Raw genomic sequence first — 26,653 nt, 5'->3', positions numbered from 1 at the left:
GACCGAGCGGCCCCTTTGTGAGCGCACCCAAAGGGGCGGCTCGATCACAAGAGGGCGGCTCGACGCGAAGCGCCGCGCGTCCTACTTCATCGTGTCGAGGATGCCGACCAGGTCGTCGAAGGTCGTCAGCGGATTGAGGATCGCGAAACGCGTGTTCGGGCGGCCGGCGTGCGAGCTCGGGACCACGAACGCCCGCTGCGAGTCGAGCAGCGCGGCGGACCAGCGGTCGTAGTCGGTGCGCTCCCACCCCTCCCGCTCGAACACGACGACCGACAGCTGCGGGTCGCGCACCAGCCGCAGCTCCGGACGACGCGAGATCTCGCCGGCGATGCGCTTCGTCAGAGCGATCGTGCTGCTGACGGCATCCCGGTAGGCGGTGATGCCGTAGGTCGCGAGCGAGAACCACATCGGCAGGCCGCGCGGGCGCCGGGTGAGCTGGATCGAGTAGTCCGAGGGGCTGAACTCGTCGACGTCGGTGAGGATGTCGAGGTACTCGGCGTGCTGGGTGTGTGCACGACGGCCGTTGTCGGGGTCGCGGTAGATGAGGGCGCAGCAGTCGAACGGTGCGAACAGCCATTTGTGCGGGTCGACGATCACCGAGTCGGCGCGCTCGACGCCCGCGAAGATGTGCCGGGCCTCCGGGGCGAGCATCGCGGTGAGCCCGTAGGCCCCGTCGATGTGCAGCCAGAAGTCGAACTCGTCCTTCAACGCAGCGATGCCGGCGATGTCGTCGACGATGCCGAAGTTCGTGGAACCTCCGGTGGCGACGACGGCGCAGATCTCGTCACCGTGCTCTGCCAGCGCCTCGCGCACGGCATCCGCCCGCAGCACTCCGTCGTCGCCGGCGGGCACCAGGAGCACGTCGGCATCCATGACCTTGGCGGCGGACTTGTTCGACGAGTGCGCCTCGACGCTGCAGACGATCTTCCAGCGGGTCGGCAGGTCCTTGCCTGCGGCGATCAGGCGCGCCTTCGCGGCCTCGCGTGCGGCGACGAGCGCCGACAGGTTCCCGATCGTGCCGCCCTGCACGAACACGCCGCCCGCCGTGTCGGGGAGTCCGAACTCGGCGGCGAGGAACGACAGCACCTCGTTCTCGGCGTGCACGGCACCGGCGCCCTCGAGCCAGCTGCCCCCGTAGAGCCCGGATGCCGAGACCACCAGGTCGAACGCGATCGCCGCCATCGTCGGTGCCGTCGGGATGAACGACAGGTAGAGCGGATGACTCGTGGTCAGGCACGCGGGCGCGAGCACGTGCTCGAACAGGCTCAGGGCACGAGAGGCCCCGAGCCCCGCGTCGGTGATCGTCGCCCCGATGAGCCGGTTGAGCTCGGCCTCGGTCTGCGGCTTGTCCAGCGGGACGTCGGTGGCCAGCATCCGTCGTCGGGAGTAGTCGAGGACCGCGTCGACGATCGCGGTCGATTCGGGCGACGCGGCATGCATCCGCTCAGCACTCATGGGCGTTCCTCACTGGTTCGGGTCGTGACGGCGGATGCCGGGGGTTCTGGTCGATCGAGGACGGCGGCGACCGTGCGGCGGGCGAGGTCGGCGCGGTCGCGGGGCGCCCACTTCACGAGGGCGTGCGCGCTCATGCCGTCGACCATGGCCAGCAGCATCCAGGCGGCGAACGCCGGATCGGCGGAGTCGTCGGGGTCGCGCGAGGCGGCGTCGGCGATGACCTCCTCGAGGCGGCTCTGCCAGAGATCCATCTCGGCGCGGACGCGCTCCCCGAGCGGCTCGTTGCGCACCCCGAGCGACCACGCCTGCACCCAGACGAGGGCGACGTCTTCCCGGGAGTCGTCGAGCAGGGTCTCGACCAGCCGTCGCAGGCTCGCGCGGAGGCCGCCGGCCGGCGTGAAGTCGTCGAGGACCTCGTCGCGCTCGGCCGCGACGATCGTGCCGAAGACCTCGGCGACGAAGACGTCCATGACCGGCCGATAGTGCGCCACGAGGGCCGGGGTCACCCCGACGCGAGCGGCGACGGCGCGCACGGTGAGCGTGTCGATCCCGCTCTCGCGCGCCAGTGCGACGGCGCCGTCGACGATCGTGCGCTCGCGCTCTTCGGGTGGCAGCCGCCGCGGTGCGGGTGCTCTTGACGCGGTGTTCATCGAGGGATACCGTAGCACCCGTTGATCACGTGTTCAACAGCGTTGATGCTGTGAACGGGACCACCAGCGAGGAGATCACGATGAGCTGGCGCATGCCTGCCGAGACCGCACGCCACGACCGCACCTGGATGGCGTTCCCCGCCGAGGGCCAGACCCTGGGCGAGACCGCCGCCGAGCGCGAGGAGGGCTACGCGACCTGGACGGCCGTCGCCCACGCCGTCGCCGAGTTCGAGCCGGTCTCGATGCTCGTCGATCCGCGCGAGCTCCCCCGTGCGCGGCGCATGCTCAGCGGGAGCATCGAGATCGTCGAGGCACCGGTCGACGAGTTCTGGATGCGCGACTCCGGCCCCACCTTCGTCGTCGACGACGAGCGCCCCGGCGTGCTCGGCGCAGTCGACTGGATCTTCAACGGCTGGGGAGCACCGGACTGGGCCGAGTGGCGCCTGGCCGGCGAGCACGGCAGCATCGTCGCCGGAGCTGTCGGGGCGGAGCTCGTCAGCTCGGTGCTCGTGAACGAGGGCGGCGGCATCCACGTCGACGGCGAGGGAACGGTGCTGCTCACCGAGACCGTGCAGCTCGACCCGCGACGCAACCCCTTCGCCGACCGGGCGCGCGTCGAGGCCGAGATGCTCCGCACGATCGGTGCGTCGAAGGCCGTCTGGCTGCCCCGCGGCCTCACCCGCGACTACGACGACTTCGGCACGAACGGCCACGTCGACATCGTCGCGACGATCGTCTCCCCCGGTCGCCTGCTGTTGCACGACCAGCAGGACCCGGAGCACCCCGACCACGCCGTCACCCGCGACCTGCGCGCGCTGCTTTCCGCGCAGACGGATGCCGCGGGCCGCCGCTTCGAGATCATCGACCTTCCCGCACCCGCCACGCTGCGCGACGAGGAGGGCTTCGTCGACTGGAGCTACGTCAACCACCTCGTCACCAATGACGGCGTGGTGGCCTGCGGCTTCGGCGAGGAGAAGGCGGATGCCGCGGCGCGGGCGATCCTGGAGGACGTCTATCCCGGTCGCCGCGTCGTCACGGTCGACGCGCGCCCGCTGTTCGCCCGCGGCGGCGGCATCCACTGCATCACCCAGCAGCAGCCCTCCCTCTGACCGCCCGGTCGTCGAGCCCGGTCGTTGAGCGAGCGCCAGCGAGACGAAACGCCCACCACCGAAGGACCTCTCATGATCGACGTCACCGAAGCCACGATCGCCGACCTCCGCCACGCGCTCGACACGGGCGCCGCCACCGCGGTCCAACTCGTCGACGCCTATCTCGCGCGCATCGCGGCGTACGACGGACCCGACACCGCGACCGCCCTCAACGCGGTCGTGGTCGCGAATCCCGCCGCCCGCGAGGAGGCCGCGACATCCGACGCTCGTCGGGCGCGTGGCGAGGCACGCGGCCCGCTCGACGGCATCCCGTACACGGCGAAGGACAGCTACCTCGTCGAGGGGCTCACCGCGGCCGCCGGCAGCCCGGCGTTCGCCGACCTCGTCGCCCAGCGCGATGCCTTCACGATCGAGCGCCTGCGGGCGGCCGGAGCGATCTGCCTCGGGCTGACGAACATGCCGCCGATGGCGAACGGCGGCATGCAGCGCGGGGTCTACGGCCGAGCCGAGAGCCCCTACAACGCTGAGTTCCTCACCGCGCCGTTCGCCTCGGGCTCGTCGAACGGATCGGGCACGGCGACAGCCGCGAGCTTCGCCGCCTTCGGGCTGGGCGAGGAGACCTGGTCGAGCGGCCGCGGTCCGGCGACCAACAACGCGCTCTGCGCGTACACGCCGTCGCGGGGCGTGATCTCGACGCGCGGCAACTGGCCGCTGGTCCCGACGATGGATGTCGTGGTGCCGCACACCCGCACCATGGCCGACCTGCTCGAGGTGCTCGACGTGATCGTCACCGACGACGCCGAGACCCGGGGAGACTTCTGGCGTGCGCAGCCGTGGGTCGAGCTTCCCGCCGCATCCGCCGTTCGTCCGCGGTCGTATCGGGCGCTGCGCGACGAGGCTTCGCTCGACGGCGTCCGCATCGGCATCCCGAAGATGTACATCGGCGCCGACCGGGATGCCGGCACGGCCGACGCCCCGGGGATCGGCGGTCCGACCGGGCAGCGCATCGAGACGCGGCCGTCCGTGCTCGCGCAGTGGGAGGCCGCGCGCCGCGACCTCGAGGCCGCGGGCGCGACCGTGGTCGAGGTCGACTTCCCCGTCGTGTCGAACTACGAGGGCGACCGCCCTGGCGCGCCGACCATCGCGACGCGCGGCCTCGTCGCGCCCGAGTATCTGCATCGCGAGATCGTCGACCTCTCGGCCTGGAGCTGGGAGGACTTCCTGCAGGCGAACGGCGACCCAGCGATGTCCTCGCTCGCCGACGTCGACGGGGCCGCCATCTCGCCCCCTCCCGCGGGCGCCCTGCCCGACCGGTACACCGGCTTCGACGACGACATCGCGGAGTACCCGGGCTGGGTGCGTTCTCACCCCGGCGTCGGGTTCGAGGACATGCCGGAGCTCGCCGACGGACTGCGCGGTCTCGAGGAGACGCGCCGCCTCGACCTCGAGGCTTGGATGGACGAGCTCGGCCTGGACGCAGTGGTGTTCCCCGCGGTCGCCGACGTGGGCCCCGCCGACATGGACGTGAACGTGGCATCCGCCGATCTCGGTTGGCGCAACGGCACCTGGATCGCGAACGGCAACCTCGCCGTGCGCCACCTCGGCATCCCGACGGTGACCGTGCCGATGGGGCTGATGGCCGACATCGGCATGCCGATCGGGCTGACCTTCGCCGGTCGCGCCTACGACGACACCGCACTGCTGCGGCTCGCGGCGGCGTTCGAGGCCACGGGCGAGCCCGGCACCCGCCGCACTCCGCCGCCGCGGACACCGAGGCTCTCGGCGGATTTCCCGGGAGGACACTTACGCTGAGCGCATGGACAATGGGGCGTTCTTCTTCGTCTTCTTCGTCGGGCCGCTCCTGCCTGCGATCGTCGCCATCGGTGCGGCCGTCATGTTCGCTTTGGGGGTCGCAATCCATGCCGCGATCGGAGCTGCGATCAGCGCGATCGCGGAGGGCAGTCGCCCGCGCCGCGAGCGAGCCTATGTGCGAAGGCATCAGCGCGACATTTCACATCTATGACGATCGACACGTCTCTGATATGTTCAAGGCATGAGCACCGAGAACGAGCGCACGCTGGAGTCCGGCATCGTCACGGACCTGTCCGGAAAGATGACCTACGGGTCGTACCTCGCGCTCGACCAGCTGCTCACGGCGCAGCATCCGGTCAGCGTGCCGGAGCACCACGACGAGATGCTGTTCATCATCCAGCACCAGACCACGGAGCTCTGGCTCAAGCAGCTGCTGCATGAGCTCTCGTCGGCCCGCGAGCTGCTCGCGAGCGACAACCTCCGCGAGGCGCTGAAGCGGGTCGCGCGCGTCAAGAAGATCCAGGAGGTGATGACGCAGCAGTGGGCGATCCTCGCGACGCTCACCCCCACCGAATACGCGCAGTTCCGCGGATCGCTGGGCAACTCGTCCGGCTTCCAGTCGGTGCAGTACCGCGCGGTGGAGTTCGCCCTCGGCAACAAGAACGAGAAGATGCTGCAGGTCTTCGCCGATCATCCCGCGAATCTCGCACTGCTCACGGCCGAGTGGGAGAAGCCGACCCTGTACGACGAGTTCCTCCGCTACGCCTCGCGGCGCGGGCTGCCCGTGCCCGCCTCGATCCTGGAGCGCGACGTGCGCGAGCCGTACCGCGAGACCCCCGAGCTCGTGCCGGCCATCCGCGAGATCTACCAGAACCACCAGCAGAACTGGGACCTGTACGAGGCGTGCGAAGACCTCGTCGACCTCGAGGACAACTTCCAGTTCTGGCGCTTCCGGCATCTGAAGACCGTCGCCCGCACGATCGGCATGAAGGTCGGCACCGGCGGATCCAGCGGCGTCGGCTTCCTGCAGCGGGCGCTCGATCTGACCTTCTTCCCCGAGCTCTACACCGTCCGCACCGAGATCGGCGGCTGATGATCGCCGTCACGTTCTTCGACGGCGACGGCTGGCGCGAGGGCGTCGTCGCAGGCGTGGACGGCGGCGGGATGCTGCTCCGCGAAGAAGCCGTTCCCACCGCACTCCCCCGCCTCGACGGCGTGATCACCGGAGGTTTCACCGACCACCACGTGCACCTGCAGCTCGTCGACCATGCACTTCTGGCGGATTCGGTGCTCGGTCGCGTTGTCGACCTCGGCGCGAATCCCGAAGTGCTCCGCGACCTGTCCGGGCGTTTCGTCTCGCTTCGCTCGCTCAACGACCGGTCGTTGAGCGAGGAGCGCAGCGACGAGACGAAACGCCCGCACGTCGCGCGCACCTCGACCGCCATCGCCTTCGCCGGCGCGTTCCTCACCCCACCCGGCGGCTATCCGTCCGACCGGGAGTGGGCACCCGCCGGCTCGTTCCGCGAGATCGCGACGGTCGAAGACGCCGCCAGGGCCATCGCAGAGATGGCGGATGCCGGTGCCTCACGCATCAAGGTCGCGAGCAACAGCGACGCGGGGCCGGTGTTCGACGATGAGCTCCTCCGCACGATCATCGAGCTCGCCGCGGCGCGCGACCTTCCGGTCGTGGTGCACGCGCAGGGCCCTGGCGAGGCGCAGCGCGCGGCCCGCCTCGGCGCGCACACCCTCGCACACGCCCCGTTCACCGAACGCCTGACCGACGACGAGATCTCCGAGCAGGCGGCATCCGTCTCCTGGATCTCGACGCTCGCGATCCACGATGGCGCCGAGCGCGCGACCGCGATCGACAACGTCGGTCGCTTCCACGCCGCCGGCGGGACCGTGCTCTACGGCACGGACATGGGCAACGGTCCGACCCCGGTCGACGTGAACCCGCGCGAGATCGAGGCCCTGCGCGAGGCGGGTGTCGACGGCCTCGACCTGCTGCGAGCGCTCGCCCCGGCCGACCCGCTCGACCCGGCATCCGCGCTCTTCATCCTCCCCGGCACCCCCGACCGCACCGACGCCGACCCGCTCCGCGCCCGCCGCCTCACCCCCGCCGACCTGAAGGTGTGACATGACCGATCTCCTCGACACCGCCCGCGCCCTCGACGCCGCCGACCCGCTCGGTGCGCACCTCGACGCCTTCCTCGACGCCCCCGGCGTCACGGCCTACCTCGACGGCAACTCGCTCGGTCGTCCGCTGCGCGACGTCCCCGACAAGCTCGCCGCGTTCGTGCGCGAGGACTGGGGCACGCGGCTGATCCGTTCCTGGGACGAGCAGTGGATGGCCCTGCCGATGGAGCTCGGCGACCGCATCGGACGCGTGGCCCTGGGGGCCGCCGCCGGACAGACCGTCGTCGCCGACTCGACCAGCGTGCTCATCTACAAGCTCATGCGGGCCGCCCTTCGACGACCCCAGGGCACCAACGGTGCCCCCGCGCGGACCGAGATCGTGATCGAGGCGGGCAACTTCCCGACCGACCGGTTCCTGGCCGAAGGCGTCGCCGCCGAGGCCGGCATGACGTTGCGCTGGCTCGACCCCGATCCGGTGCGCGGCGTGACGGTCGCCGACGTGCACCACGCCGTGTCGAAGCGGACGGCGCTGGTCTCGCTCAGCCACGTCGACTACCGCTCCGGCGCCCTCGCGGACATGCCGGCCATCACGGCGGCCGTGCACGAATCCGGTGCGCTGATGATGTGGGACCTGTGCCACTCCGCCGGCATCATCCCGATGCAGCTCGACGCCTGGGGCGTGGACATGGCCGTCGGCTGCACCTACAAGTACCTCAACGGCGGACCCGGCTCCCCCGCCTTCGCGTACCTCCGCCACGACCTGCAGGGTGTGCTGCGCCAGCCGATCCAGGGGTGGTGGAGCGCGGCCGACATCTTCGCGATGGGTCCGGAGTACGCACCGGCCGGCGACATCCGCCAGCTGCTCAGCGGCACCCCACCGGTGACCTCGATGATCGCGATGCAGGGGATGCTGGACCTGATCGAGCAGGCCACGATCGACGAGGTCCGCGCGAAGTCGACGTCGCTGACGGAGCTCGCCGTGCAGGCATACGACGAGGTGCTCGCGCCGCTCGGCGTGCGCCTGCTGAGTCCGCGGGATGCGCAGCTCCGCGGCGGCCATGTGACGATCGGCCACCCCGATTTCCGCGAGGTCACCCGGCGCCTGTGGGCGGACGGCATCATCCCGGACTTCCGCTTCCCCGACGGCATCCGCCTCGGACTGTCGCCTCTGAGCACCTCGCACGTCGAGACCGTCACGGGCACCCTCGCGGTGCGCGACGCGCTGGAGTCCGATGGGCGCTGAGCACCCTTCGACAAGCTCAGGGACCCAGGGCACGGGCTCAGGGACCCAGGGCACGGGCTCAGGGACCCTGGGCGCTGAGCACCGCGACACCGCGGCCGTGCTGGACGACATCGATGCGCGTCCGGGCAGCACCGCGTCGCTGCTGCGGACGCTGATCGGCGTCTACCTGCGGCCGCTGGGCGGAGAGATCTCGGCAGCCGACCTGGTCGCGCTCGCGGGCGATCTCGGCATCCCCGCCGCTCAGGCGCGGACCGGCATCACGCGTCTCAAGCAGAAGGGCCTCCTCCTGGCCGAGCGTTCGGGCACGATCGGCTACCGCCTGAACCCGGCGGCCGTCGGGATGTTGGAACGCGGCGACCGCCGCATCTTCGAGATGCGCGAGATGACGGATGCCGACACCTGGTGCCTCGTCTCCTTCTCGGTCCCGGAGAGCGCCAGGAGCGTCCGTCACCAGCTGCGCCGTCGCCTGCAGTGGATCGGTGCGGGCAACGTGTCGCCGGCGCTCTGGATCTGCCCGGGGCACCTGCAGGACGAGGTGATCGAGATCCTCGAGGATCTCGACGCACGCCCCTGGACCACACTGTTCCAGGCATCCGCCCCGCTGCCGTCCGGTTCGCTGATCGACGCCGCGGCGCAGTGGTGGGATCTCGACGCTCTGCGCGGTGAGCATCTCGCGTTCCAGGCCTCGCTCCCCTCCCTTCCCGCCGAGCCTTTCGCGGCGTACGTGCGGCTGATCGACGGCTGGCGGGTGCTGCCCTACACGGATCCCGGCCTGCCCCCGTCGATGCTGCCGTCCGACTGGCCGGGCCGCCGCAGCTTCGACGAGTTCGCCCGGCTGTCGGCCGCCCTCGCCGCTCCCGCCTGGGAGCACGTGCGGGCGGTCACTCGGCGGGACGCGCCGTCGTCGCCCTGACCACCAGCCGTGTCGGCAGCGTCACGTGCGTCTGCTCGATCTCGCGTCCGGCGAGCAGGGTGAAGACCATGTCGGCCGCCACCTGACCCAGGCGACGCATCGGCTGTTGGATCGTGGTGAGCGGCAGCGCGCGACGTGACGCCTCCGGTACGTCGTCGAAGCCGATCACCGAGAGATCCTGCGGCACCCGCAGCCCCATCTCCTGAGCGACCTCGATCACGGCGATCGCCGACAGATCGTTCGCGGCGAACACGGCGGTGGGCCGCGTCGGACTCGCGAGCAGCAGGCGAGCCGACTCGCGCGTCGTCTCGAGTTCGTAGCGGCCGACCCCGACCAGCGCGGGATCGATCGGGATGCCGGCATCCGCCAGGGCCCGCCGGTAGCCGGCATCGCGCAGGCCCGCCGAGCGCAGGTCGGGGCGTCCCGCGAGGAAGCCGATCCGACGGTGGCCGAGCTCGATGAGGTGCCGAGTGGCCGTGAGCGCGCCGGCGAAGCTGTCGGACTCGACGGTCGGCAGATCCGCTCCCCCGGTGTGCGGGTCGATCGCCACGACCGGGATCTCGGTGGCGGCGCTGACGACGGTCGGCGTCACCATGATCGCCGCGTCGATCAGGGTGCCCGAGAGACGGCTGAGCGATCGACGCTCCCAGCCGTCGCCGGCGCCGTGGTGCGATCCGCTGTACGCGAGGAGATCGAAGGCGGTGTCGTGCACGGCGAGACCGACGCCCTTGAGGATCTCGGCGCTGAACGGCTCGAAGTCCGCCAGCAGCACCCCGATCACCCCGGTGCGGCGCGCGCGCATGCTGCTGGCCACGAGGCTCGACTCGTAGCCGAGCTCGCGCACCGTGTCGAGCACGCGCTGCACCGTGGCATCCGCGATCCCGTACCGGCCGTTGACCGCCTTAGAGACGGTCGACACCGAGACGCCCGCCGCTCGCGCGACATCGTGGATCGTCGTTCTCCCGCTCATGATCCGCCAGCGTAGACCCTGCGCACCGTCGGATGGAAACTGTTTTCGAAAACGTTTGACGACCGGCGCCCGCGGCAGAAGACTGCATCCCACCGCGGTCTCACCCGAGGCACCGTGGGCGCCCGCATCGACGCGGCGCGCAACTCGATGAGGAGAACAATCACATGATCAGCAGAAGGCTCCCCCTTGCCTCCGCGGCGCTGCTCGCCGTCGGAGCACTCGCCCTCTCGGGCTGTACGGCAGGCGACACCGGCGGCGGCTCCGACGGCGACGGCGCCGCGATGACCCTCTGGCACAACTCCACCACCGGTCCCGGCGTCGAGTTCTGGGAGGCCACGGTCGCCGACTTCGAGAAGGCGAACCCCGGTGTCACGATCGAGATCCAGTCGATCCAGAACGAGGACCTCGACGGGAAACTCCAGACGGCCCTCAACTCCGGCGACGCCCCCGACATCTTCCTGCAGCGCGGCGGCGGAAAGATGGCCGCGATGGTGAAGGCCGGTCAGCTCAAGGACCTGACCGACGCGATCACCGGGCCCGCGGCCGAGGAGATCCCGGACGCCGCCTACTCGGCGAACAGCCTCGACGACAAGATCTACGCGATGCCGGTCGCCGTGCTCCCCGGCGGGCTCTTCTACAGCCAGGATCTGTTCGACGAGGCCGGGATCACCGAGAACCCCACCACGATCGACGAGCTGGAGACGGCGACGGAGGCGCTCAAGGCCGCCGGCATCGATCCCGTCGCCCTCGGTGCGAAGGACGCCTGGCCCGCAGCGCACTGGTACTACTGGTTCGCCCTGCGCGAGTGCAGCCCCGAGACCCTCGCCCAGGCCGCCGACGAGATGAACTTCGACGACGACTGCTGGATCCGCGCCGGCGAGGACCTGCAGGACTTCGCGGCGACGGAGCCGTTCAACAGCGGCTTCCTCACCACGACCGCACAGCAGGGCGCGGCGAGCTCCGCCGGCCTCATCGCGAACCACCAGGCGGCGATGGAGCTGATGGGCGCCTGGAACCCCGGGGTCATCGGCTCGCTGACGCCCGACCAGAAGCCGCTCGCCGATCTGTCCTGGTTCCCGTTCCCCGAGGTCGAGGGCGGCGAAGGACTCCCCGGATCGATGATGGGCGGGGTCGACGGCTACTCCTGCTCGGTCGACGCGCCCGATGCGTGCGTCGACTTCCTCAACTATCTGGGCACCTCCGAGGTGCAGACCGCGTACTACAAGGCGTTCAACGCCCCGCCGGTGAACACGGTCGCCCAGGAGGCGGTCACCGAGCCGTACCTCCAGACGATCCTCGAGGCCTACAACGCGGCGCCCTACGCCTCGCAGTGGCTCGACACGGTCTACGGGCAGAACGTCGGCAACGCGCTCAACGTCGCGGTCGTCACCATGCTCGCGGGTCAGGGGACGCCGGACGACATCGTCAAGGCTGTCAAGGATGCCGCGGCGAAGGCGTGAGGCGGCAGCCCGGCTGGAAGTGATCCTTCTGGCCGGGCCCGCCCTGCTCGTCTTCCTCGCCTTCGTCATCTTCCCGGTGCTGATGGCCGCGTACTACGGCTTCTTCAGCTGGCAGGGGTACGGTCCGCCCACGGATTTCGTCGGCTTCAAGAACTACCTGACGATCCTGCAGGATCCGCTGTTCCACGATGCGCTCGCGCACAACGGCGTCATCCTGGTGATGTCGCTGGTCCTGCAGGGACCGGTGGCGATCCTGCTCGCCCTGCTGCTCAACCGGCGGATGCGCGGACAGTCGCTGATCCGCATGCTGATCTTCGTGCCCTACGTGATCTCCGAGGTCGTCGTGGGAACCGGATGGAGCCTGATGCTCCAGACCAGCGGCGCCCTCAACGGGCTGCTGACGAACATGGGGCTGGGCTTCCTGGCGAATGACTGGCTGTCCGACCCCGGCATCGCGATCTGGACCCTGATGGCCATCATCACGTGGAAGTACGTCGGCTTCGCGGTCATCCTCTTCCTCGCCGGCCTCCAGGGGATCCCCGAGGAGCTGCACGAGGCCGCGGCGATCGACGGCGCCTCGTACTGGCAGATCCAGTGGCAGATCACCCTGCCGCTGCTCGCACCGACCCTGCGGATCTGGGCGTTCCTGTCGATCATCGGATCGCTGCAGCTGTTCGATCTCGTCTACATCATCTGGGGGCAGTACATCGCCTCCACCGCCGGCACGTCGACGATGGCCACCTACATGGTCTCGGAGGGCCGCAACGCCGGCAACTTCGGCTACGGGAACGCCGTCGCCGTCGTGCTGTTCCTGATCTCGCTCGTCGTCGCCCTCATCTATCAGCGGGCCGTGCTGCGGCGCGACACCGACGGCGCGCTCACCGGATCCGGAACCCGAAGGAAGAGGAGCACGCGATGACCGCCACCTCCATACTCGTCACCCAGCGGGCGGGCCGCCGGCGCGCAGCCCGGCCCCGGCTGCCCTGGGCGAACCCCGCCGTGTACTTCGTCGCGCTGATCGCCGTGGGGCTGATGCTGGCGCCGATCGCGTACATCATCATCGGCGGCTTCCGCACGAACGCGCAGATCACGACGGATCCGTCGGGGCTCCCGCAGCCGTGGGTGCTCTCGAACTACCTCGACGTGCTCACCGGCGGCATCTTCTGGAAGCAGGTGCTCAACTCCCTCATCGTCGCGCTCACGACGACGCTGGGCGTGGTGGCGCTCGGGCTGATGGCCGCGTACGTGCTGGCCCGCTACCGGTTCGCCGGCCGCGGAGTCCTCTACGCGTTCTTCGCGGCGGGCCTCATGTTCCCGCTCACCGTCGCGATCACCCCGCTCTACATCGTGGTGCGCAGCCTCGGGCTGATGAACTCCCTCGGCGGTGTCATCCTTCCGCAGATCGCGTTCGCCCTGCCGACCACGATCATCATCCTGGTGCCGTTCCTGCGGGCGATCCCCGACGAGATCCAGGAGGCGGCCTTCATCGACGGCTGCAGCCGGCTGGGCTTCTTCTGGCGGATGGTGCTGCCGCTGTCGCTCCCGGGAGTCATCACGACCGGCATCCTCGCCTTCATCGGCAGCTGGAACGGCTATCTGCTGCCGCTGTTCATCCTCAACGATGCGGCCGCGTTCACGCTTCCACTCGGGGTGCAGTCGTTCGCGTCGCAGTACTCGGTGGACACCGCGAAGGTGCTGGCATTCACCTCGCTGTCGATGATCCCCGCGCTCATCTTCTTCAGCCTGTTCGAGCGCCGCATCGTCGGAGGACTGACGGGTGCGGTGAAGGGATGACCGCGGTGCACCCGACGGCAGGACCCACGACCATGAAAGAGGCGACCGTGTCGCAGCAGAACCCCCGCCCGCGCCTCTCCGAGCGCGTGGAAGCCCTCCTCACGCAGATGACGCTCGAGGAGAAGCAGGCTCAGCTCGTCGGCTTCTGGGTCGACCAGGGCGACGAGGTCGTGGCTCCCCTCGCCGGCGAGAAAAAGAGCTCGTCGAGGTACGAGGAGGCGAGCGCGCACGGGATCGGCCACCTCACCCGCGTCTACGGGACGCGCCCGGTCGACCCGATCGAGCGCGCACAGTGGCTCTGGGCGGAGCAGGCGCGACTGCAGCGGGAGACCCGGCTCGGCATCCCCGCGATCGTCCACGAGGAGTGCCTGACCGGCCTCGCGGCGTGGAAGGCGGCGACGTTCCCGACGCCTCTGGCATGGGGCGCGTCCTTCGACCCGGAGCTCGTCGCAGAGGTGGGCGCGGCGATCGGCGACTCGATGCGGGCGCTCGGCATCCACCAGGGACTCGCTCCGGTGCTGGATGTGATCCGCGATCCGCGGTGGGGCCGGGTGGACGAGTGCATCGCGGAGGATCCGCTGGTCGTCGGCACCATCGGCACCGCCTACGTGCGAGGTCTGCAGTCCACCGGTGTGCACGCCACGCTCAAGCACTTCGTCGGGTACTCCGCATCGCGCGCCGGTCGCAATCACGCACCCGTGCACGCGGGGCCGCGCGAGATCGAGGACGTCCTGCTGCCGCCGTTCGAGATGGCGGTGCGGGAGGGCGGGGCGCGCAGCGTGATGAACTCCTACACCGACATCGACGGCGTACCCGTGGGAGCGCATCCGCGCTACCTCACCGGCGTCCTGCGCGATCGCTGGGGATTCGACGGGGTCGTCGTCTCCGACTACTTCGCGGTCGACTTCCTGCGCAGCATGCACCGGGTCGCCGCAGACTCCGCGGATGCCGCGCGCCTCGCGCTCACCGCGGGCATCGACGTCGAGCTGCCGTCGCCGGACGCCTACGTCACCCTCGCCGCGCAGGTGCGCGACGGCCGCCTGCCGCAGGAGATCCTCGACCTCGCCGTGGGACGCGTGCTGGCGCAGAAGGAGGAGCTCGGACTGCTCGACGCCGACTTCTCGACGCCTCCGGCATCCGTCGATCTCGACTCGCCCGCCCACCGCGCTCTCGCCCGACGCCTCGCGGAGGAATCGATCGTGCTGCTGAGCAACGACGGTGTCCTCCCTCTCGTCGACTCCGGCCCGTCCCGCATCGCGGTGATCGGCCCGAACGCCGACAGCGCGGAGGCGCTCATGGGCTGCTACTCGTTCGTCAACCATGTGCTCGCCCACCACCCGGAGGTGCCGGCCGGCATCGCGCTGCCCTCTGTCCTCGAATCGCTGCGCGAGGAGTTCCCGGATGCCGTGATCACGCATGCGGTCGGGAGCGATGTGGAGAGCGCGAACCGGAGCGGCCTCGCCGCCGCGGTGGCCGATGCATCAGCCGCCGACGTCGCGATCGTCGTCGTCGGAGACAGGGCAGGACTCTTCGGCCGCGGCACCGTCGGCGAGGGCAACGACGTCGAGTCGCTCGAGCTGCCCGGAATACAGCGCGAGCTCGTCGAAGCGGTCGTCGCGACCGGCACTCCGGTGGTCCTGGTCGCGATGACCGGGCGCCCCTACGCGCTGGACTGGGCTCTTCCGCCCCGGTCGGGCGCCGTCGGCGCGATGGTCGGTCTCGGAGCCGTGAACTCCTCGGCGCCGTCCTCGATCGCCGGCTCCGCCACGGACACCGCTCGCCCGGCGGCCGTGCTGCAGGCGTTCTTCCCCGGCGAGGAAGGCGGCCCCGCACTTGCGAGCCTGCTCAGCGGACGGGTGTCCCCCTCGGGGCGGCTTCCGGTGTCGATGCCGCGGTCGGCGGGCGCGCAGCCGTACTCGTACCTGCATCCCGTGCTCGGCGGTCGCGCCGACGTCACGAGCGCCGATCCGACTCCCGCACGGCCGTTCGGCTTCGGTCTGGGCTACACGACCTTCACGCACGAAGACCTCACGGTCGCGGCGACCGCGACCGCCGGCGAGACCCTGCGGGTGTCGGTGCGGGTGCGCAACACCGGCGAGCGCGACGGGGTCGATGTCGTGCAGCTCTACGCGCACGACGAGGTCGCCAGCGTCACCCGCCCGGTGGCGCAGCTGATCGCCTTCCGGCGCATCGGCCTCGCCGCGGGTGCCGAGGAGCTCGTGACCTTCGACGTGCCCGTGGATCGCCTCGCCTTCACCGGCGTCGACGGAACCCGCCGGGTCGAGCCCGGCGGGTTCCGCCTCTGGGTCGGCGCCGCCTGCGACGACGAGGAGACCGTGGCGACGTTCGAGGTCGTCTAGGCGGAGGTTCCGGCGACCTCGCGGAGGAACCCCGCGATGTGCTCCTGCAGCCGCAGGATGCGCATCTCGCGGGCGAGCTCGCGGTCGTAGCCCTGGTATGCCAGCGGCGGCAGGACGCGCACGTTGCGCGAGCAGCCGAACTCGGCGCAGGCCAGGTTGCCGACCGTGTCGCCCTTGCGGCCGGCGGGACCGGCCTTGCGGGCGACGAACAGCTGCACGTCGTTGCGGAGGGTCACGTCCTCGCACCACGAGCACTGCGCACGGGAGAGGACGCGCTGCTCGGCACGCTGCAGCACGACCCCGACCGGCGCATCGTCGATCCACGCCACGACGTACGCGCGGCGCGGCATCTTCGGATCGGTCCAGCCGAGGTAGTCGAGCTTGTCGAAGTCGAGCTCGGCGAAGTCGGCGGGCAGGGTGATGACGGAGACCTCTTTGCGGGAGGCGTTGATGAAGGAGGCGCGGATGGCGCGCTCGTCGATGGGACGCATGAGAGATGTGCTTTCGGAGTGGTCGCCGCAGAGGGCGAGTCGATCAGGGGTGAGGTTCCCGGCGACGGATGCCGGGTATGACGCAGCACCGGCGACGGGGGTTCCGTCTCCGGCTGGACCTCAGCCTCTGTCCGCGGCGCGGAAGGCGCCTGCGGCTCCGTTCTGCCCCGAAAGGGCACTCATCGACAACAGCACCCGGCGAGCTTGCACCCGTTTGTTTCACTCCGTGTCGGGGCGCCTATCGTCTCGCAGGATGCCGACCTACGCTTTCGGAAACGCCCGATCCGTCAATCCTGAAGGAGACCACCGTGTCCACGCCGCTGAACCGCCTTTCGCCCCTCCCGGTGCGTGAGCGTGCGGCGTGCATGTGCCAGCACGGCGATCGGTGCTCCTCGTTCGCGCCCGGCCACGCCCTGCACCTGATCCAGGCGCGCATCGCCTCGGCGACGCCGGCCGAGTGGGTCGACGGCATCGTGGAGCAGGCGGATGCCGCGACCGGCGACCTCGTCGTGCGCAGCCTCGACGGCGCCGCGCACGCGCTGTGGAACGGCTCGGGCGCAGCACTGGAAGCAGCGCAGGGCACTCCCGTGGCCCTGCATGCGCGCTACGGCGTGCTGGCCGTCGGCCGCACGCAGTTCAACGTCGCTGCCGCCTGAACACTCTCGGTCCCTGCGTTTCGTCTCGCTGGCGCTCTGCGTTTCGTCTCGCTTCGCTCGCTCAACGACCGGTCGAAGGGTCAGGCGCTCGCCATCATCATGTCCTTCATGGCCATGCAGGCGTCCATGCAGGCCTGGCACGCCTGAGCGCACATCTTGCAGACCTCGCTGTGGTCGGCGTGCTTCATGCACTCGTCCATGCACAGCTGGCACATCGCGATGCAGGCGTTGAGCATCGACATCATGGTCGCCGGGGTCATCCCCTGCATCCGCATCATCGAACGCATCATGGTGTTGCACATGTCGGCGCAGTTCATGCACGCCGGGGCGCAGTCCATCAGCTGAGTGGAGCACACCGTACAGGCCTGCTCGCAGGCCGAGCACGCGTCCATGCACGCCTGCAGGACGGACATGTCCATCATGGCCATGTCGTCGGTCATCGACTCCATGTTCTTCGACATGGCGCCCATCATCATCGAGTCCATCGCACACCGCTTCCTTCGTCGAGAGGTCCGCGGGCAGGACACCCGCCTGGCGCCAGGCTAGTCCTTCGATGAGCTCCCGTCGACGGGTGTCGCGCGGTGACACGGCATCCGGAGATTGTCAATCCCTTGGCCGACTCTCCGCCGATTTGCGAGGGTGTGTGTGCAAGCGATCCGTCAAGGAGAGGAGCAGCACATGAGTGCCGCAGATGACATCAAGAACGCCGCCGAGAAGGCCGCCGGCAAGGCGAAGGAAGGCCTCGGCAAGGTCACGGACAACGAGCGGCTCGAAGCCGAGGGCAAGGCCGACCAGGTCAAGGCCTCGGCGAAGCAGGCCGGCGAGAACGCGAAGGACGCCGCCAAGACGGCTTTCGACAAGTGAGGCCCGCCGACGGGCGGGCCTCACTTGCTGGGGTCAGGCCCGTCGGCTCCCACTGATCGCACGGATCAACCAGGCGATCACAGCGATGGCCAGCAGGACCAGTCCGACCCAGAGCAGGAACTGAAGCGACTGCACGAGTCCGCCGGTGATCGCGAGGATCACAGCGACGACGATGACGATGATCAGCAGAATGTTCATCAGATTTCCTTTCGCCGGGGCACAGTGCGCCCGTCTACAGCGACCAAACGTAGCCACGTACGACTTTCCCCGTCAGGGGGTTGACTCAGGCACCTCCCAGGTGCCATCGGGAGGAGACACGGATCATGCCGGGACGACGGAACAACTCGCTGAAGGATCCGGAGCTGTACGAGGAGCTCCGCGACGACGGGGCGTCCAAGGAGAAGGCGGCACGCATCTCGAACGCCGCGGCGCGCGACGGACGCAAGGCGGTCGGTCGCCGCGGCGGAGAGTCGGGCGACTACGACGACTGGACGGTCCCCGAACTGAAGAAGCGCGCCAAGGAGCTGGGCCTCACCGGCTACAGCAGCAAGCGCAAGTCCGAGCTGATCTCCGCGCTCCGGAACCACTGAGCGCGCCATGGCGCGATTCGGCATCGAGGAGGAGTTCCTCCTTCTCGACGAGGACGCCCTCGTGCCGCTGGCCATGGCCGCAGGCACCCGTGAACGATTCACGCGACTCCGCACCGGAGGGAGTGTCACGGCCGAGTATCTGACCTCGCAGCTCGAGACCGCGACGGAGCCGGTGCGTGACCGCGCGGATGCCGAGGCGCAGCTGCGTCACCTCCGAGCGATCGTGGGCTGGCATGCGCAGGAGCAGCACGCCATCGCGGCTGCCACGGGCAACCCCTTCGCAACCACGCGCTCTTCGGTGATCTCGCCGTCGCCGCACTACGACGACGTCGCTCGCCGACTCGGGCACCTCAGCCGCGATCACGAGGTGAACGGCCTGCACGTGCACGTCGAGATCGCCGACGATGAGGAGCGGGTCCGCGCGCTCAACCGGATCCGCGGCTGGCTCCCCGTGCTGCTGGCCCTCACTGGCAACAGTCCCTTCGCCGACGGCCTCGACACCGCCTTCTCCAGTTGGCGGAGCGTGCTGATCCACCGTCTTCCGTCGTCCTGGAGTCCCCCGCGGTTCCACGACCTCGAGGACTATCGGGGCCGCATCCGGCAGCTCCTCGACCTCGATGCGATCGGCGAGACGTCGTCGCTCTCGTGGGCGGTGCGCCTGTCGGAGCGGTTCCCCACGGTCGAGGTCCGCGTCTTCGATGCGCAGCTGGAACCCGAGGACTCCGTGTTCGCCGCCCTGCTCTGCCGTGCCCTGCTGCTGTCCGACGACCGATCGCTGCACGGCGACCGCCTCGACGGCATCGATGCCTCGCTCTGGACCGCCGCACGCTCGGGCATGGACGCCCGCATCGTCGATCCCACGACGGGCGAGGCCGCCGACGCCTGGGTGGTCGTCGATCGGATGCTGGCTGCCGGCACGCCTGCGCTGCAGGAGTTCGGCGACGAGGAATTCGTCTCGGAGCATCTCGCACGGCTCCGCGTCGACGGCACCGGCGCCGCGCGGCAGCGGCGCGCTCTCGAGACCGACGGGACCCGCGGCCTGGCCGCCCTCCTCCGCGCCGGGACCCCGGCGCCGATCACCGGACGGGATCGCACGCCGACGCCGTGATCCGCACCGACCCCGACGTGCGCCGCCGGGAGTAGTCTCGGCCTGTGGCATCCTTCGCCCCTGTTCAGCGTCTCGTGATCTCGATCGCGGTGCTCGCCTCCTTCGTCACCTTCCTCGACGGCACGGTCGTCAACGTCGCGCTGCCGGCGATCAGCCGGGAGATCGGGGGCGGCATCACCACTCAGCAGTGGGTGGTGGACGCCTACCTGATCACGCTGAGCGCGCTGATCCTCCTGGCCGGTTCTGTCTCGGACGCCTACGGACGCGTGCTGGTGATGCGCATCGGGCTGATCGCCTTCGGCGTGGCATCCATCGCGGTCGCGGCGTCGTTCGACCCGCTGACGCTGATCATCGCGCGCGCGGCACAGGGCGCGGCGGGGGCGCTCCTGGTGCCGAGCTCGCTGGCGCTGATCACGGCCACGATGCGTGGCGAGGTGCAGGCCAAGGCGATCGGCGTGTGGACGGCGTTCACGACCGGCGCGATGCTCGTCGGTCCGCTGCTCGGCGGCCTGTTCGTCGACTTCCTGTCCTGGCGCTTCGTGTTCCTCATCAACGTCGTGCCGATTGCGATCACCCTCGTGCTGCTGAGCCGCCTGCACCTGCCGGAGCACGAGCGCACCGCGAAGGTCGACTGGTGGAGCGGGGCGCTGTGCGCGCTCGGCCTCGGCGCCGTGGTCTTCGCGCTCATCGAACAGCCCAACCTCGGCTGGCAGTCCCCCGCGATCTGGCTTCCCGCTGTGGTCGGCGTCGCCCTGTTCGTGATGTTCCTGCTTCGTCAGCGCGGAACATCGGCGCCGCTCATGCCGCTGTGGCTCTTCCGCGTGCGCGACTTCGGCTGGGGCAACCTGGCGACGCTCTTCGTCTACGCCGCGCTCTCGCTCAACGGCTTCGTCGTCGGCGTGTACCTGCAGCAGGGCGCAGGGCTCAGCGCCACGGCCGCCGGTCTCGCCAGCCTGCCGATGACGATCCTGATGATCCTGCTCAGCTCGCGCGCCGGCGCGTGGGCAGGACGCTGGGGCCCGCGCATCTTCATGACCGTCGGCCCGATCGTGATGGCCGCGGGAGCACTGCTGCTGCTCACGGTCGGCGCGGCCTTCGACTACTGGTGGCAGGTGCTCCCGGCGATGATCGTGATGGGCCTCGGCCTGTCCCTGACCGTGGCCCCGCTCACCGCGGCGATCCTCGGCGCCATCGACGAGAAGCACTCCGGCATCGCCTCGGCCGTGAACAACGCGGTTTCGCGCGTCGCCGGTCTGCTCGTGGTCGCGATGCTGTCGACCATCGTCGGCGGAGCGCTCGACCTCGGCGGATTCCACAACGCCGCCTGGGTCACCGCGTCACTGCTGGTGCTCGGCGGCGTCGTGTCGTGGATCGGGATCCGACGGAACCCGGCCGAGGTCGCGCCGGCGGAGGCCGCGGCATCCGATCTCGATCCCCGGTGACGCTCCGCCTCATCACCCCTCATTGACCCTGTCGGCGGCCGCGCGCACACTGGAGGCACCGTCTCCCCGCAACCGGAGGTCACCGTGAGCACTGCCCAGACGCCCCTTCCGCCCGTCGTCGACGCCGAGACCTGGCAGCGCGAGCTCGACGCGCTGCGGGTGCGCGAGAAAGCCGCCACCCGGGAGCTCGACGCCATCGCGGCGCAGCGCCGACGTCTTCCGATGGTGCGGATGCCGGAGTACACGCTCGTGGGCGCCGACGGCCCGGTGCGGCTCGCCGAGATCTTCGACGGACGCTCGCAGCTCATCGTCTACAACCACATGTGGTCGGACGGGAACGAGTGGCAGTGCCCGGGTTGCACCGGGTTCACCTCGCAGTTCACGCGCCTGGACTTCCTCGAGCGCTACTACGACGCGCGCTTCGTGATCGTCACGAACGGTCCGATCGACGAGGCCCTCGCCTACCGCGACCGCGTGGGGAACCGGATGGAGTGGTACTCGAGCGCGGACAGCACGTTCGGTGCCGACGTCGACGCGCCGCCCGACGGCGGGTTCGCGGTGAACGTGTTCCTGCGCGACGGCGACGCCGTCTACCGCACCTGGCACACGAACGGTCGCGGGACCGAGCGGTTCAGCCATCTGCAGGCTCTCGTCGACGTCCTCCCCTACGGCCGGCAGGAGGACTGGGAGGACTCTCCGGAGGGCTGGCCGCAGCATGGCACCTACGACCAGGGCATGGGTTCGAAAGAGGTCGCGGCACTGTACGGCGCCGGGAGCTGAGGCCGGGAGACACGAAGGGACCCGCGCACCGCGCGAGCCCCTTCGTCGTCGGGCCTCAGGTGACGGGGCTGAGCGTCTTCGCGATGTGCGTGTGCACGGCCTTCAGCCAGGAGACGAGGAACTCGACGGTCGAGTCGTCGGTGACCTCGCCGTCCTCGGTGAACAGTCCGTCGCGCATGTGGATGTACGCCTCGGGCTGCGACAGCTCGGGCGAGGCGAGGAACGACAGGATCGAGCGCAGCTGCTGCTGGGCGACCGCGGTGCCGATCGGTCCGATCGAGCCCCCGATGACGGCGGAGGGCTTTCCGGCGAAGCTGTTCTGACCCCACGGGCGGCTCGCGGTGTCGAGTGCGTTCTTCAGCACGCCGGGGAGCGACCGGTTGTACTCGGGAGTGACGAGGATGATCGCGTCGGACGCCTCGATGCCCTTCTTGAACTCGGCGGCTTCGGCCGGGATCGCGGTGTCGTGGTCGGCCGAGTAGAACGGGAGGTCGGCGATCGGGATCTCGGTCAGCGCGAGATCGGCCTGCGGGGCGAGCTTCACCAGAGCACGCGCGAGCCGGCGGTTGATCGAGGTCGAGGAGATGCTGCCGACGAGGAAGCCGACGTTGTAGATGGTCATACCGATGAGGTCCTTTCCAAGGTCCATGCAATTGCATGTAACGGCAACGACGCCTCCCCTCGGAGAATTCCCGATCGGCGGCGATAGATTTCTGGAATGCTCCGTCGACACGCCTTCGTCCGCGGTCTCCGCGTCGTTGCGGCCGCCGGAATCCTGCTCGGCCTCACCGGCTGCGCCGCGGCGACCGAGGCCCCGACGGCATCCGCTCCGTCCGGCGACTGGTCGCCCCCTCCCGCCGGAGCCGTGGTCGACTACCAGCTCGGCGGCGCGTACGAACCCGCCGCCGAGGTCGGCATCGTCGGGCGCGACCGCGCGGCCGAGCCTGCGCCCGGTATCTACTCCGTCTGCTACCTGAACGGCTTCCAGACCCAGCCGGGCGAGCTCGCGGCGTGGGACGCCGACCTGCTGCTGCATCGCGACGGCGACGTCGTGTTCGACCCGGACTGGCCGGACGAGGCGCTCCTCGACACCTCGACTCCGGATCGCCGCGAGCGGATCGCCGCGCAGGTCGTCGCGTGGATCGACGGCTGCGCGGATGCCGGATTTGACGCGGTCGAGTTCGACAACCTCGATACCTACACCCGCTCGGACGGGGCACTCTCCCTCGACGACAATCTGGCGCTCGCCGTCGTTCTCGTCGACGCCGCGCACCGCGCGGGGTTGGCGGCCGGCCAGAAGAACTCGGCCGAAGACGCCGCTGTGCTGCACGAGAAGGCCGGATTCGACTTCGCGGTCACCGAGGAGTGCGCGGCCTACGAAGAGTGCGAGGCGTACACGGCGGTCTACGGGGATGCCGTGATCGACATCGAGTACACCGACAAGCTGCCGCGGTCGTTCGCGGAGATGTGCGCCGACGAGAGCTCACCCGCGTCGATGGTCCTGCGCGACCGCGACCTGCTCACGCCCGCCGACGACGGCCACGTGTTCGAGGCGTGCGCGGACTGAGCTGCTGCCTGCCGAGCTCCGGCGAGGCGACTCTCAGACGATCCGCGCTCTGTCAACGGGCGCGCGCACGGGCACCGCGTGCGGGAGTCTGAGCATCCGACCCGAGAGGACACATCTCATGACCGACCCCCGCAGCTATCCCCAGGACTCCGGCCCCTTCGACGCCGCCGCAGAAGCCGCCGCCGAGACGCCCGCGGACGACAAGGTGTTCACCTCCGACGACGGCATCGACCACGAGGCCGACGAGACCGACCCGCTCGAAGAAGGCGACTGACCGCGCGCACGCCACCGATCGACGGGCGGTCCGCCCCGGCTAGGCTGACCTCGTGACGAGGACGCAGGGGGTGGCGGCCGGCGTGCGTGATGCCGCGGCCGGAGCGGCGCGCACCGCGTTCAGCCGTCGGGCGGTACCGCTCTGGATCGCCGCCGCGGCGGTCATCGGCCTGCTCGCCGGCTTCATCGGCTTCGGCGGACTCGCTCCGGCATCCCGGACGCCGGCCATGGTCGCGACCGGCGACGAGGCGCGCACCTCGCTGTACACCGTCTCGGTGCTCGACGTGGAGCTCGCGGACACGGTCGAGAGCCAGTTCCTGGAGGCCGGGCCCGGCGAGACCCTGCTGCTGGTCACTGTTCGGCTGGAGAACCTGTCCGACCGCGCGGTCGGCGTCGAGCGCTCTGCCGACCGGGTCGAGTCACGCCTGCTCGTCGGCCGTGAGCCGATGCTCGAGCTCTCCGGCGTGACGCCCACCGACACGGCGCGCTCGTGGCGCGCGGACGAGTCCACCCGGGCGGTCATCCTGCAGCCCGGTGTGCCCGCCGAGGTGACCATCGCCTGGCCGGTCCCGGACGACGCCGCCACCGCCGCAGCCTTCGACGAGGGAACCGTGCGGCTCGATGCCTACGACGCCGTGGAGCAGTCCGGTCAGGTGATCCTCGCGGCATCGACGATCACGTGGCGCCGCGCCGAACTGCGTGCGCAGCTGGATCTCGAGGTGGCGCCGTGAGCCGTCGGGCGCGCAGGGCGGTGCCATGGTTCTTCGGGGCCGGGCTCCTCGCTGTCGCCGCCGTGGTGACCGCGATCACCCCGCCGGACGCGGCTCTGCGGGACCCGTTCGCGGTCGGCGCGGCGGACGACGGGATCGCGACGTCCCGCACGCTGGCCGCCGCGGTCGTCGATGTCGACCGCACCGGGCGCATCACGATGGCCGATGAGGGGTGGGAGGCCGAGGGCAACTGGCTCGTCGTCACGCTCAGCGTCTCCGCCCCGACCACCGAGGTCGATGCGGCGATCGGCGTGGCCAGCCTCCTGATCGACGGGCGACTGTTCCAGGCGAGCGAGCGACCGCCCGCGACGCTCGTCGGCACCGACCTCCGCGTGGGAACGGACACGGTCGGGATGCTGGCCTTCGAGCTGCCCGCCGACCTTCGCTCCGGAACCGGAGAGCTGCGCCTGAGCGGCCGCTATCCGACGCCCGAACTCGACGACGTGATCGTCTTCCCGGTCGACCTCGCCGACGTGCCGACCGCCACCGCCGTCGAGATCGACGAACCCCGGTTGGGTGCGCCATGACGTCGTGGTGGCACCGCCAGCGCGTCGCGCTCATCGCCCTTCTCGTGGCGGTCGTCGCGGTCGTCGGCGTGCACGTGTGGTTCGACGTGCTGCCGGCCTCGACCGACGACACGGCCGTGATCGACGCGCGGAACGGATCCGCCGAGATCGCCGGGCAGTCGCTCGCTCTGGACTCCGCGCGTTGGGACGAGTTCGACGCTCCGGCCGGCTCCCGCACCCTCAGCATCCGCATCGAATCCGGCGGCGGCTCCGATGCGACGACCTGCGGGCTGTTCACGCTCGCCGAGGCAGAGGGCGCCCGCGTCTGGAGCAACGCGCGCTCCGTGCTGGACGTGCCGTTCGATGCGGGCGAGTCCTTCTGTCAGGAGGAGTCAGGTCCGTACGTCATCCTCGCCGTGTTCCTGCTGCCGGACGACGCCGAGGGGCCGTTCGTGCTCGAGATCCCCGGCGACGGCGAGGTCGCGCGGTTCCCCGTCGAGCTCTGACTCGCGCGTTCCCATCTCGGCCCCCGGTCGGCCGATGACCGCGTCGAAGGCGCTGGCCACGATCGCGACGCGCAGCGGTTCGGCGATCACACCGACCGCGACGAGCAGCAGCGGGAGGAAGCTCGACCAGAACGCGACCTCCTGGCCTCCGAAGAGGCCGAGCATCGCGCGCGATCCGGACTGCTCCGCCCCGGCCCACACCGCGTAGGCCAGCGCGAGGCATCCGAAGATGACGGGTCCGCCCCGCCAGAGCAGGGCCACCGCCGCCCACAGCTCCTCGAATCGTTGGGCGACGATCCGTGTGAGTCGTGACACCGTGCCCTTCGGCGACTCCTCGAGGCGACGGAGCACGGGCGGCGTCGTGTCGAACGTGGCGCCGTAGGTGACGCCGGCGATGGTCAGCCACGCCGCGGGGAAGAGGACGGCGGCGACGAGGACGCCGATGAGCCACAGCGCGCCCTCCCACAGTGCCGCGACCGGCACGAGGTTCGCTGCGAACCAGTCGCCGATGCCTTCGAGCCACACGGCTCCGGCACGCTCGCCGATCCACGCCTTCGCGTTCGCCCACCACTGCCCCACGAGCGTGAAGAGCATGAAGGTCCAGAGCACCTCGGCGTAGGCGGCGACGACGAGCGTCCACGACGGCAGCCGTCCGCCGAATCGGGCGATCAGGATGCGGACGGCGAGGGCGACCACGAGCACGGCGACCGGCAGCACGCCGATCGAGACGAGACCGCCGCGATCGCCCAGCTGTGCGAGGTCGTATCCGGCGTCGCGCAGCGCGATGCTGCTCGCGATCCGGAAGAACTCGATGAGGTCGGCGTCGAGCATGCCCCAGGCGGCGGAGAACGCGAAGAAGGGCAGGATCGCGGTCAGGATCGCCTGGGCGAAGCGACGCGGGCCGGCAGCCTCTTCACCCGCCACATGCGGGAGCGACGGCTGCACCGTGAGGTACATCGCGACGTACGAGATGAGCCGCGCCGCGACCGCCAGCGGCAGCAGGAGCAGCCCGCCGAGCGTGGTCAGCCCGCCGACGAATCCGGCCAGCTGCAGCAGGAGCTGATGCACGGCCTCGCCGCCGAGATACCAGGCCACCAGCGCGGGCCAGTGCCGCGCGAGGATGCGCCCGAAGGTGCGGAGGGCCTGGAGCATGCCCCCACCGTATCGGGTCGGCATCACCGGGAGATTCAGCGCGCAT

The 26,653-nt window shown here is 70.2% G+C and carries 30 protein-coding genes; 22 read left to right on the top strand and 8 right to left on the bottom strand.

The genetic code is table 11. From position 1 onward, the window contains the following. Window positions 1-81 precede the first annotated feature (81 nt). Together ABD648_RS16840 and ABD648_RS16835 are read right to left on the bottom strand one after the other, a co-directional pair. Window positions 82-1,455, bottom strand: a complete 1,374-nt coding sequence (locus tag ABD648_RS16840) for a pyridoxal phosphate-dependent decarboxylase family protein (RefSeq protein ID WP_282216114.1) — start codon at window positions 1,453-1,455, stop codon at window positions 82-84. Then, a complete protein-coding gene (locus tag ABD648_RS16835) occupies window positions 1,452-2,105 on the bottom strand; it encodes a TetR/AcrR family transcriptional regulator (RefSeq protein ID WP_282216113.1) in 654 nt (217 codons plus the stop codon). Before ABD648_RS16835 ends, ABD648_RS16840 begins: the two co-directional genes overlap by 4 nt. An 80-nt stretch (window positions 2,106-2,185) precedes the next feature. On the opposite strand from ABD648_RS16835, the gene ABD648_RS16830 reads away from it, so the two are divergent. From ABD648_RS16830 to ABD648_RS16800, 7 genes are all read left to right on the top strand, one after another. Further along, window positions 2,186-3,214, top strand: coding sequence for an agmatine deiminase family protein (locus ABD648_RS16830; protein ID WP_282217446.1), 1,029 nt, complete (start codon window positions 2,186-2,188; stop codon window positions 3,212-3,214). Between the two features lie 72 nt (window positions 3,215-3,286). Continuing rightward, window positions 3,287-5,026 carry an amidase gene (locus ABD648_RS16825; RefSeq protein ID WP_282216112.1) on the top strand — a complete coding sequence of 580 codons (1,740 nt, stop codon included), beginning with the start codon at window positions 3,287-3,289 and terminating at the stop codon, window positions 5,024-5,026. A gap of 4 nt (window positions 5,027-5,030) precedes the next feature. Beyond that, window positions 5,031-5,237 (top strand): hypothetical protein, encoded by a 207-nt coding sequence (locus tag ABD648_RS16820; protein ID WP_282216111.1) that lies wholly within the window; start codon window positions 5,031-5,033, stop codon window positions 5,235-5,237. Window positions 5,238-5,267: 30 nt separating this feature from the next. Beyond that, a complete protein-coding gene (locus ABD648_RS16815; RefSeq protein ID WP_282216110.1) occupies window positions 5,268-6,119 on the top strand; it encodes a tryptophan 2,3-dioxygenase in 852 nt (283 codons plus the stop codon). After that, complete coding sequence (locus ABD648_RS16810) at window positions 6,119-7,162, top strand: amidohydrolase family protein (protein WP_282216109.1); 1,044 nt, start codon at window positions 6,119-6,121, stop codon at window positions 7,160-7,162. Before ABD648_RS16815 ends, ABD648_RS16810 begins: the two co-directional genes overlap by 1 nt. 1 nt (window position 7,163) lies before the next feature. Beyond that, entirely contained in the window at window positions 7,164-8,405 is a 1,242-nt protein-coding gene (locus tag ABD648_RS16805; protein ID WP_282216108.1) for a kynureninase, read from the top strand. After that, window positions 8,395-9,318: a PaaX family transcriptional regulator gene (locus ABD648_RS16800; RefSeq protein ID WP_282216107.1), complete on the top strand. Its 924-nt coding sequence runs from the start codon at window positions 8,395-8,397 to the stop codon at window positions 9,316-9,318. The genes ABD648_RS16805 and ABD648_RS16800 overlap by 11 nt, the downstream gene beginning before the upstream one ends. On the opposite strand, the gene ABD648_RS16795 is transcribed toward ABD648_RS16800, so the two are convergent. Beyond that, window positions 9,287-10,288 carry a LacI family DNA-binding transcriptional regulator gene (locus ABD648_RS16795; protein WP_282216106.1) on the bottom strand — a complete coding sequence of 334 codons (1,002 nt, stop codon included), beginning with the start codon at window positions 10,286-10,288 and terminating at the stop codon, window positions 9,287-9,289. The two genes, ABD648_RS16800 and ABD648_RS16795, sit on opposite strands and share 32 nt — an antisense overlap. 164 nt (window positions 10,289-10,452) lie before the next feature. Here ABD648_RS16795 and ABD648_RS16790 point away from each other — a divergent pair, with 164 nt between their 5' ends. From ABD648_RS16790 to ABD648_RS16775, 4 genes are read left to right on the top strand one after another with little or no spacing between them, the layout of a single operon-like run. Continuing rightward, window positions 10,453-11,748, top strand: a complete 1,296-nt coding sequence (locus ABD648_RS16790; RefSeq protein WP_282216105.1) for an ABC transporter substrate-binding protein — start codon at window positions 10,453-10,455, stop codon at window positions 11,746-11,748. After that, window positions 11,729-12,667: a carbohydrate ABC transporter permease gene (locus ABD648_RS16785; protein WP_282216104.1), complete on the top strand. Its 939-nt coding sequence runs from the start codon at window positions 11,729-11,731 to the stop codon at window positions 12,665-12,667. The genes ABD648_RS16790 and ABD648_RS16785 overlap by 20 nt, the downstream gene beginning before the upstream one ends. Continuing rightward, window positions 12,664-13,542: a carbohydrate ABC transporter permease gene (locus tag ABD648_RS16780; RefSeq protein ID WP_282216103.1), complete on the top strand. Its 879-nt coding sequence runs from the start codon at window positions 12,664-12,666 to the stop codon at window positions 13,540-13,542. Before ABD648_RS16785 ends, ABD648_RS16780 begins: the two co-directional genes overlap by 4 nt. 32 nt (window positions 13,543-13,574) lie before the next feature. Then, the gene (locus tag ABD648_RS16775; RefSeq protein ID WP_425561733.1) at window positions 13,575-15,902 is read left to right on the top strand and encodes a beta-xylosidase/alpha-l-arabinosidase; all 2,328 of its coding nucleotides are present in this window, start codon (window positions 13,575-13,577) and stop codon (window positions 15,900-15,902) included. Here ABD648_RS16775 and ABD648_RS16770 read toward each other — a convergent pair. Beyond that, window positions 15,899-16,393 carry an FBP domain-containing protein gene (locus tag ABD648_RS16770; protein ID WP_282216102.1) on the bottom strand — a complete coding sequence of 165 codons (495 nt, stop codon included), beginning with the start codon at window positions 16,391-16,393 and terminating at the stop codon, window positions 15,899-15,901. The genes ABD648_RS16775 and ABD648_RS16770 overlap by 4 nt on opposite strands. A 308-nt stretch (window positions 16,394-16,701) precedes the next feature. Here ABD648_RS16770 and ABD648_RS16765 point away from each other — a divergent pair, with 308 nt between their 5' ends. After that, window positions 16,702-17,049, top strand: coding sequence for a hypothetical protein (locus ABD648_RS16765; RefSeq protein ID WP_282216101.1), 348 nt, complete (start codon window positions 16,702-16,704; stop codon window positions 17,047-17,049). An 80-nt stretch (window positions 17,050-17,129) separates the two neighbouring features. Here the strand turns inward: ABD648_RS16765 and ABD648_RS16760 are convergent, their stop codons facing one another. Further along, a complete protein-coding gene (locus ABD648_RS16760; protein ID WP_282216100.1) occupies window positions 17,130-17,489 on the bottom strand; it encodes a four-helix bundle copper-binding protein in 360 nt (119 codons plus the stop codon). A gap of 238 nt (window positions 17,490-17,727) precedes the next feature. Here ABD648_RS16760 and ABD648_RS16755 point away from each other — a divergent pair, with 238 nt between their 5' ends. Then, on the top strand, window positions 17,728-17,913 hold the full coding sequence (locus tag ABD648_RS16755) for a CsbD family protein (protein WP_282216099.1): 186 nt from the start codon (window positions 17,728-17,730) through the stop codon (window positions 17,911-17,913). A gap of 33 nt (window positions 17,914-17,946) precedes the next feature. Here the strand turns inward: ABD648_RS16755 and ABD648_RS16750 are convergent, their stop codons facing one another. Further along, window positions 17,947-18,111, bottom strand: a complete 165-nt coding sequence (locus ABD648_RS16750) for a hypothetical protein (RefSeq protein ID WP_162836769.1) — start codon at window positions 18,109-18,111, stop codon at window positions 17,947-17,949. Between the two features lie 125 nt (window positions 18,112-18,236). Here ABD648_RS16750 and ABD648_RS16745 point away from each other — a divergent pair, with 125 nt between their 5' ends. The 4 genes from ABD648_RS16745 (at window position 18,237) to ABD648_RS16730 (ending at window position 21,833) form a co-directional block, all read left to right on the top strand. Next, window positions 18,237-18,503, top strand: a complete 267-nt coding sequence (locus ABD648_RS16745) for a DUF7218 family protein (protein ID WP_282216098.1) — start codon at window positions 18,237-18,239, stop codon at window positions 18,501-18,503. 7 nt (window positions 18,504-18,510) lie between these two features. Beyond that, complete coding sequence (locus ABD648_RS16740) at window positions 18,511-19,611, top strand: carboxylate-amine ligase (protein ID WP_282216097.1); 1,101 nt, start codon at window positions 18,511-18,513, stop codon at window positions 19,609-19,611. Window positions 19,612-19,655: 44 nt separating this feature from the next. Further along, on the top strand, window positions 19,656-21,053 hold the full coding sequence (locus tag ABD648_RS16735; RefSeq protein ID WP_282216096.1) for an MFS transporter: 1,398 nt from the start codon (window positions 19,656-19,658) through the stop codon (window positions 21,051-21,053). 84 nt (window positions 21,054-21,137) lie between these two features. Next, window positions 21,138-21,833 (top strand): DUF899 domain-containing protein, encoded by a 696-nt coding sequence (locus tag ABD648_RS16730; protein ID WP_282216095.1) that lies wholly within the window; start codon window positions 21,138-21,140, stop codon window positions 21,831-21,833. Window positions 21,834-21,888: 55 nt separating this feature from the next. Here the strand turns inward: ABD648_RS16730 and ABD648_RS16725 are convergent, their stop codons facing one another. Then, window positions 21,889-22,455, bottom strand: coding sequence for an NADPH-dependent FMN reductase (locus ABD648_RS16725; protein ID WP_282216094.1), 567 nt, complete (start codon window positions 22,453-22,455; stop codon window positions 21,889-21,891). Window positions 22,456-22,551: 96 nt separating this feature from the next. On the opposite strand from ABD648_RS16725, the gene ABD648_RS16720 reads away from it, so the two are divergent. From ABD648_RS16720 to ABD648_RS16700, 5 genes are all read left to right on the top strand, one after another. Next, entirely contained in the window at window positions 22,552-23,400 is an 849-nt protein-coding gene (locus ABD648_RS16720) for an endo alpha-1,4 polygalactosaminidase (protein ID WP_282216093.1), read from the top strand. A 118-nt stretch (window positions 23,401-23,518) separates the two neighbouring features. After that, the gene (locus ABD648_RS16715; protein ID WP_282216092.1) at window positions 23,519-23,674 is read left to right on the top strand and encodes a hypothetical protein; all 156 of its coding nucleotides are present in this window, start codon (window positions 23,519-23,521) and stop codon (window positions 23,672-23,674) included. A 52-nt stretch (window positions 23,675-23,726) separates the two neighbouring features. Further along, window positions 23,727-24,404 (top strand): hypothetical protein, encoded by a 678-nt coding sequence (locus ABD648_RS16710; RefSeq protein WP_282216091.1) that lies wholly within the window; start codon window positions 23,727-23,729, stop codon window positions 24,402-24,404. Then, window positions 24,401-24,970, top strand: a complete 570-nt coding sequence (locus ABD648_RS16705; protein WP_282216090.1) for a hypothetical protein — start codon at window positions 24,401-24,403, stop codon at window positions 24,968-24,970. The genes ABD648_RS16710 and ABD648_RS16705 overlap by 4 nt, the downstream gene beginning before the upstream one ends. After that, a complete protein-coding gene (locus ABD648_RS16700; protein ID WP_282216089.1) occupies window positions 24,967-25,455 on the top strand; it encodes a hypothetical protein in 489 nt (162 codons plus the stop codon). Before ABD648_RS16705 ends, ABD648_RS16700 begins: the two co-directional genes overlap by 4 nt. Here ABD648_RS16700 and ABD648_RS16695 read toward each other — a convergent pair. Further along, the gene (locus ABD648_RS16695) at window positions 25,342-26,607 is read right to left on the bottom strand and encodes a hypothetical protein (RefSeq protein ID WP_282216088.1); all 1,266 of its coding nucleotides are present in this window, start codon (window positions 26,605-26,607) and stop codon (window positions 25,342-25,344) included. The genes ABD648_RS16700 and ABD648_RS16695 overlap by 114 nt on opposite strands. Window positions 26,608-26,653 lie beyond the last annotated feature (46 nt).

Source organism: Microbacterium luteolum, from assembly GCF_039533965.1.
Classification (GTDB): Bacteria; Actinomycetota; Actinomycetes; order Actinomycetales; family Microbacteriaceae; genus Microbacterium; species Microbacterium luteolum.
This window is presented reverse-complemented; position numbering and strand designations above follow the sequence as displayed.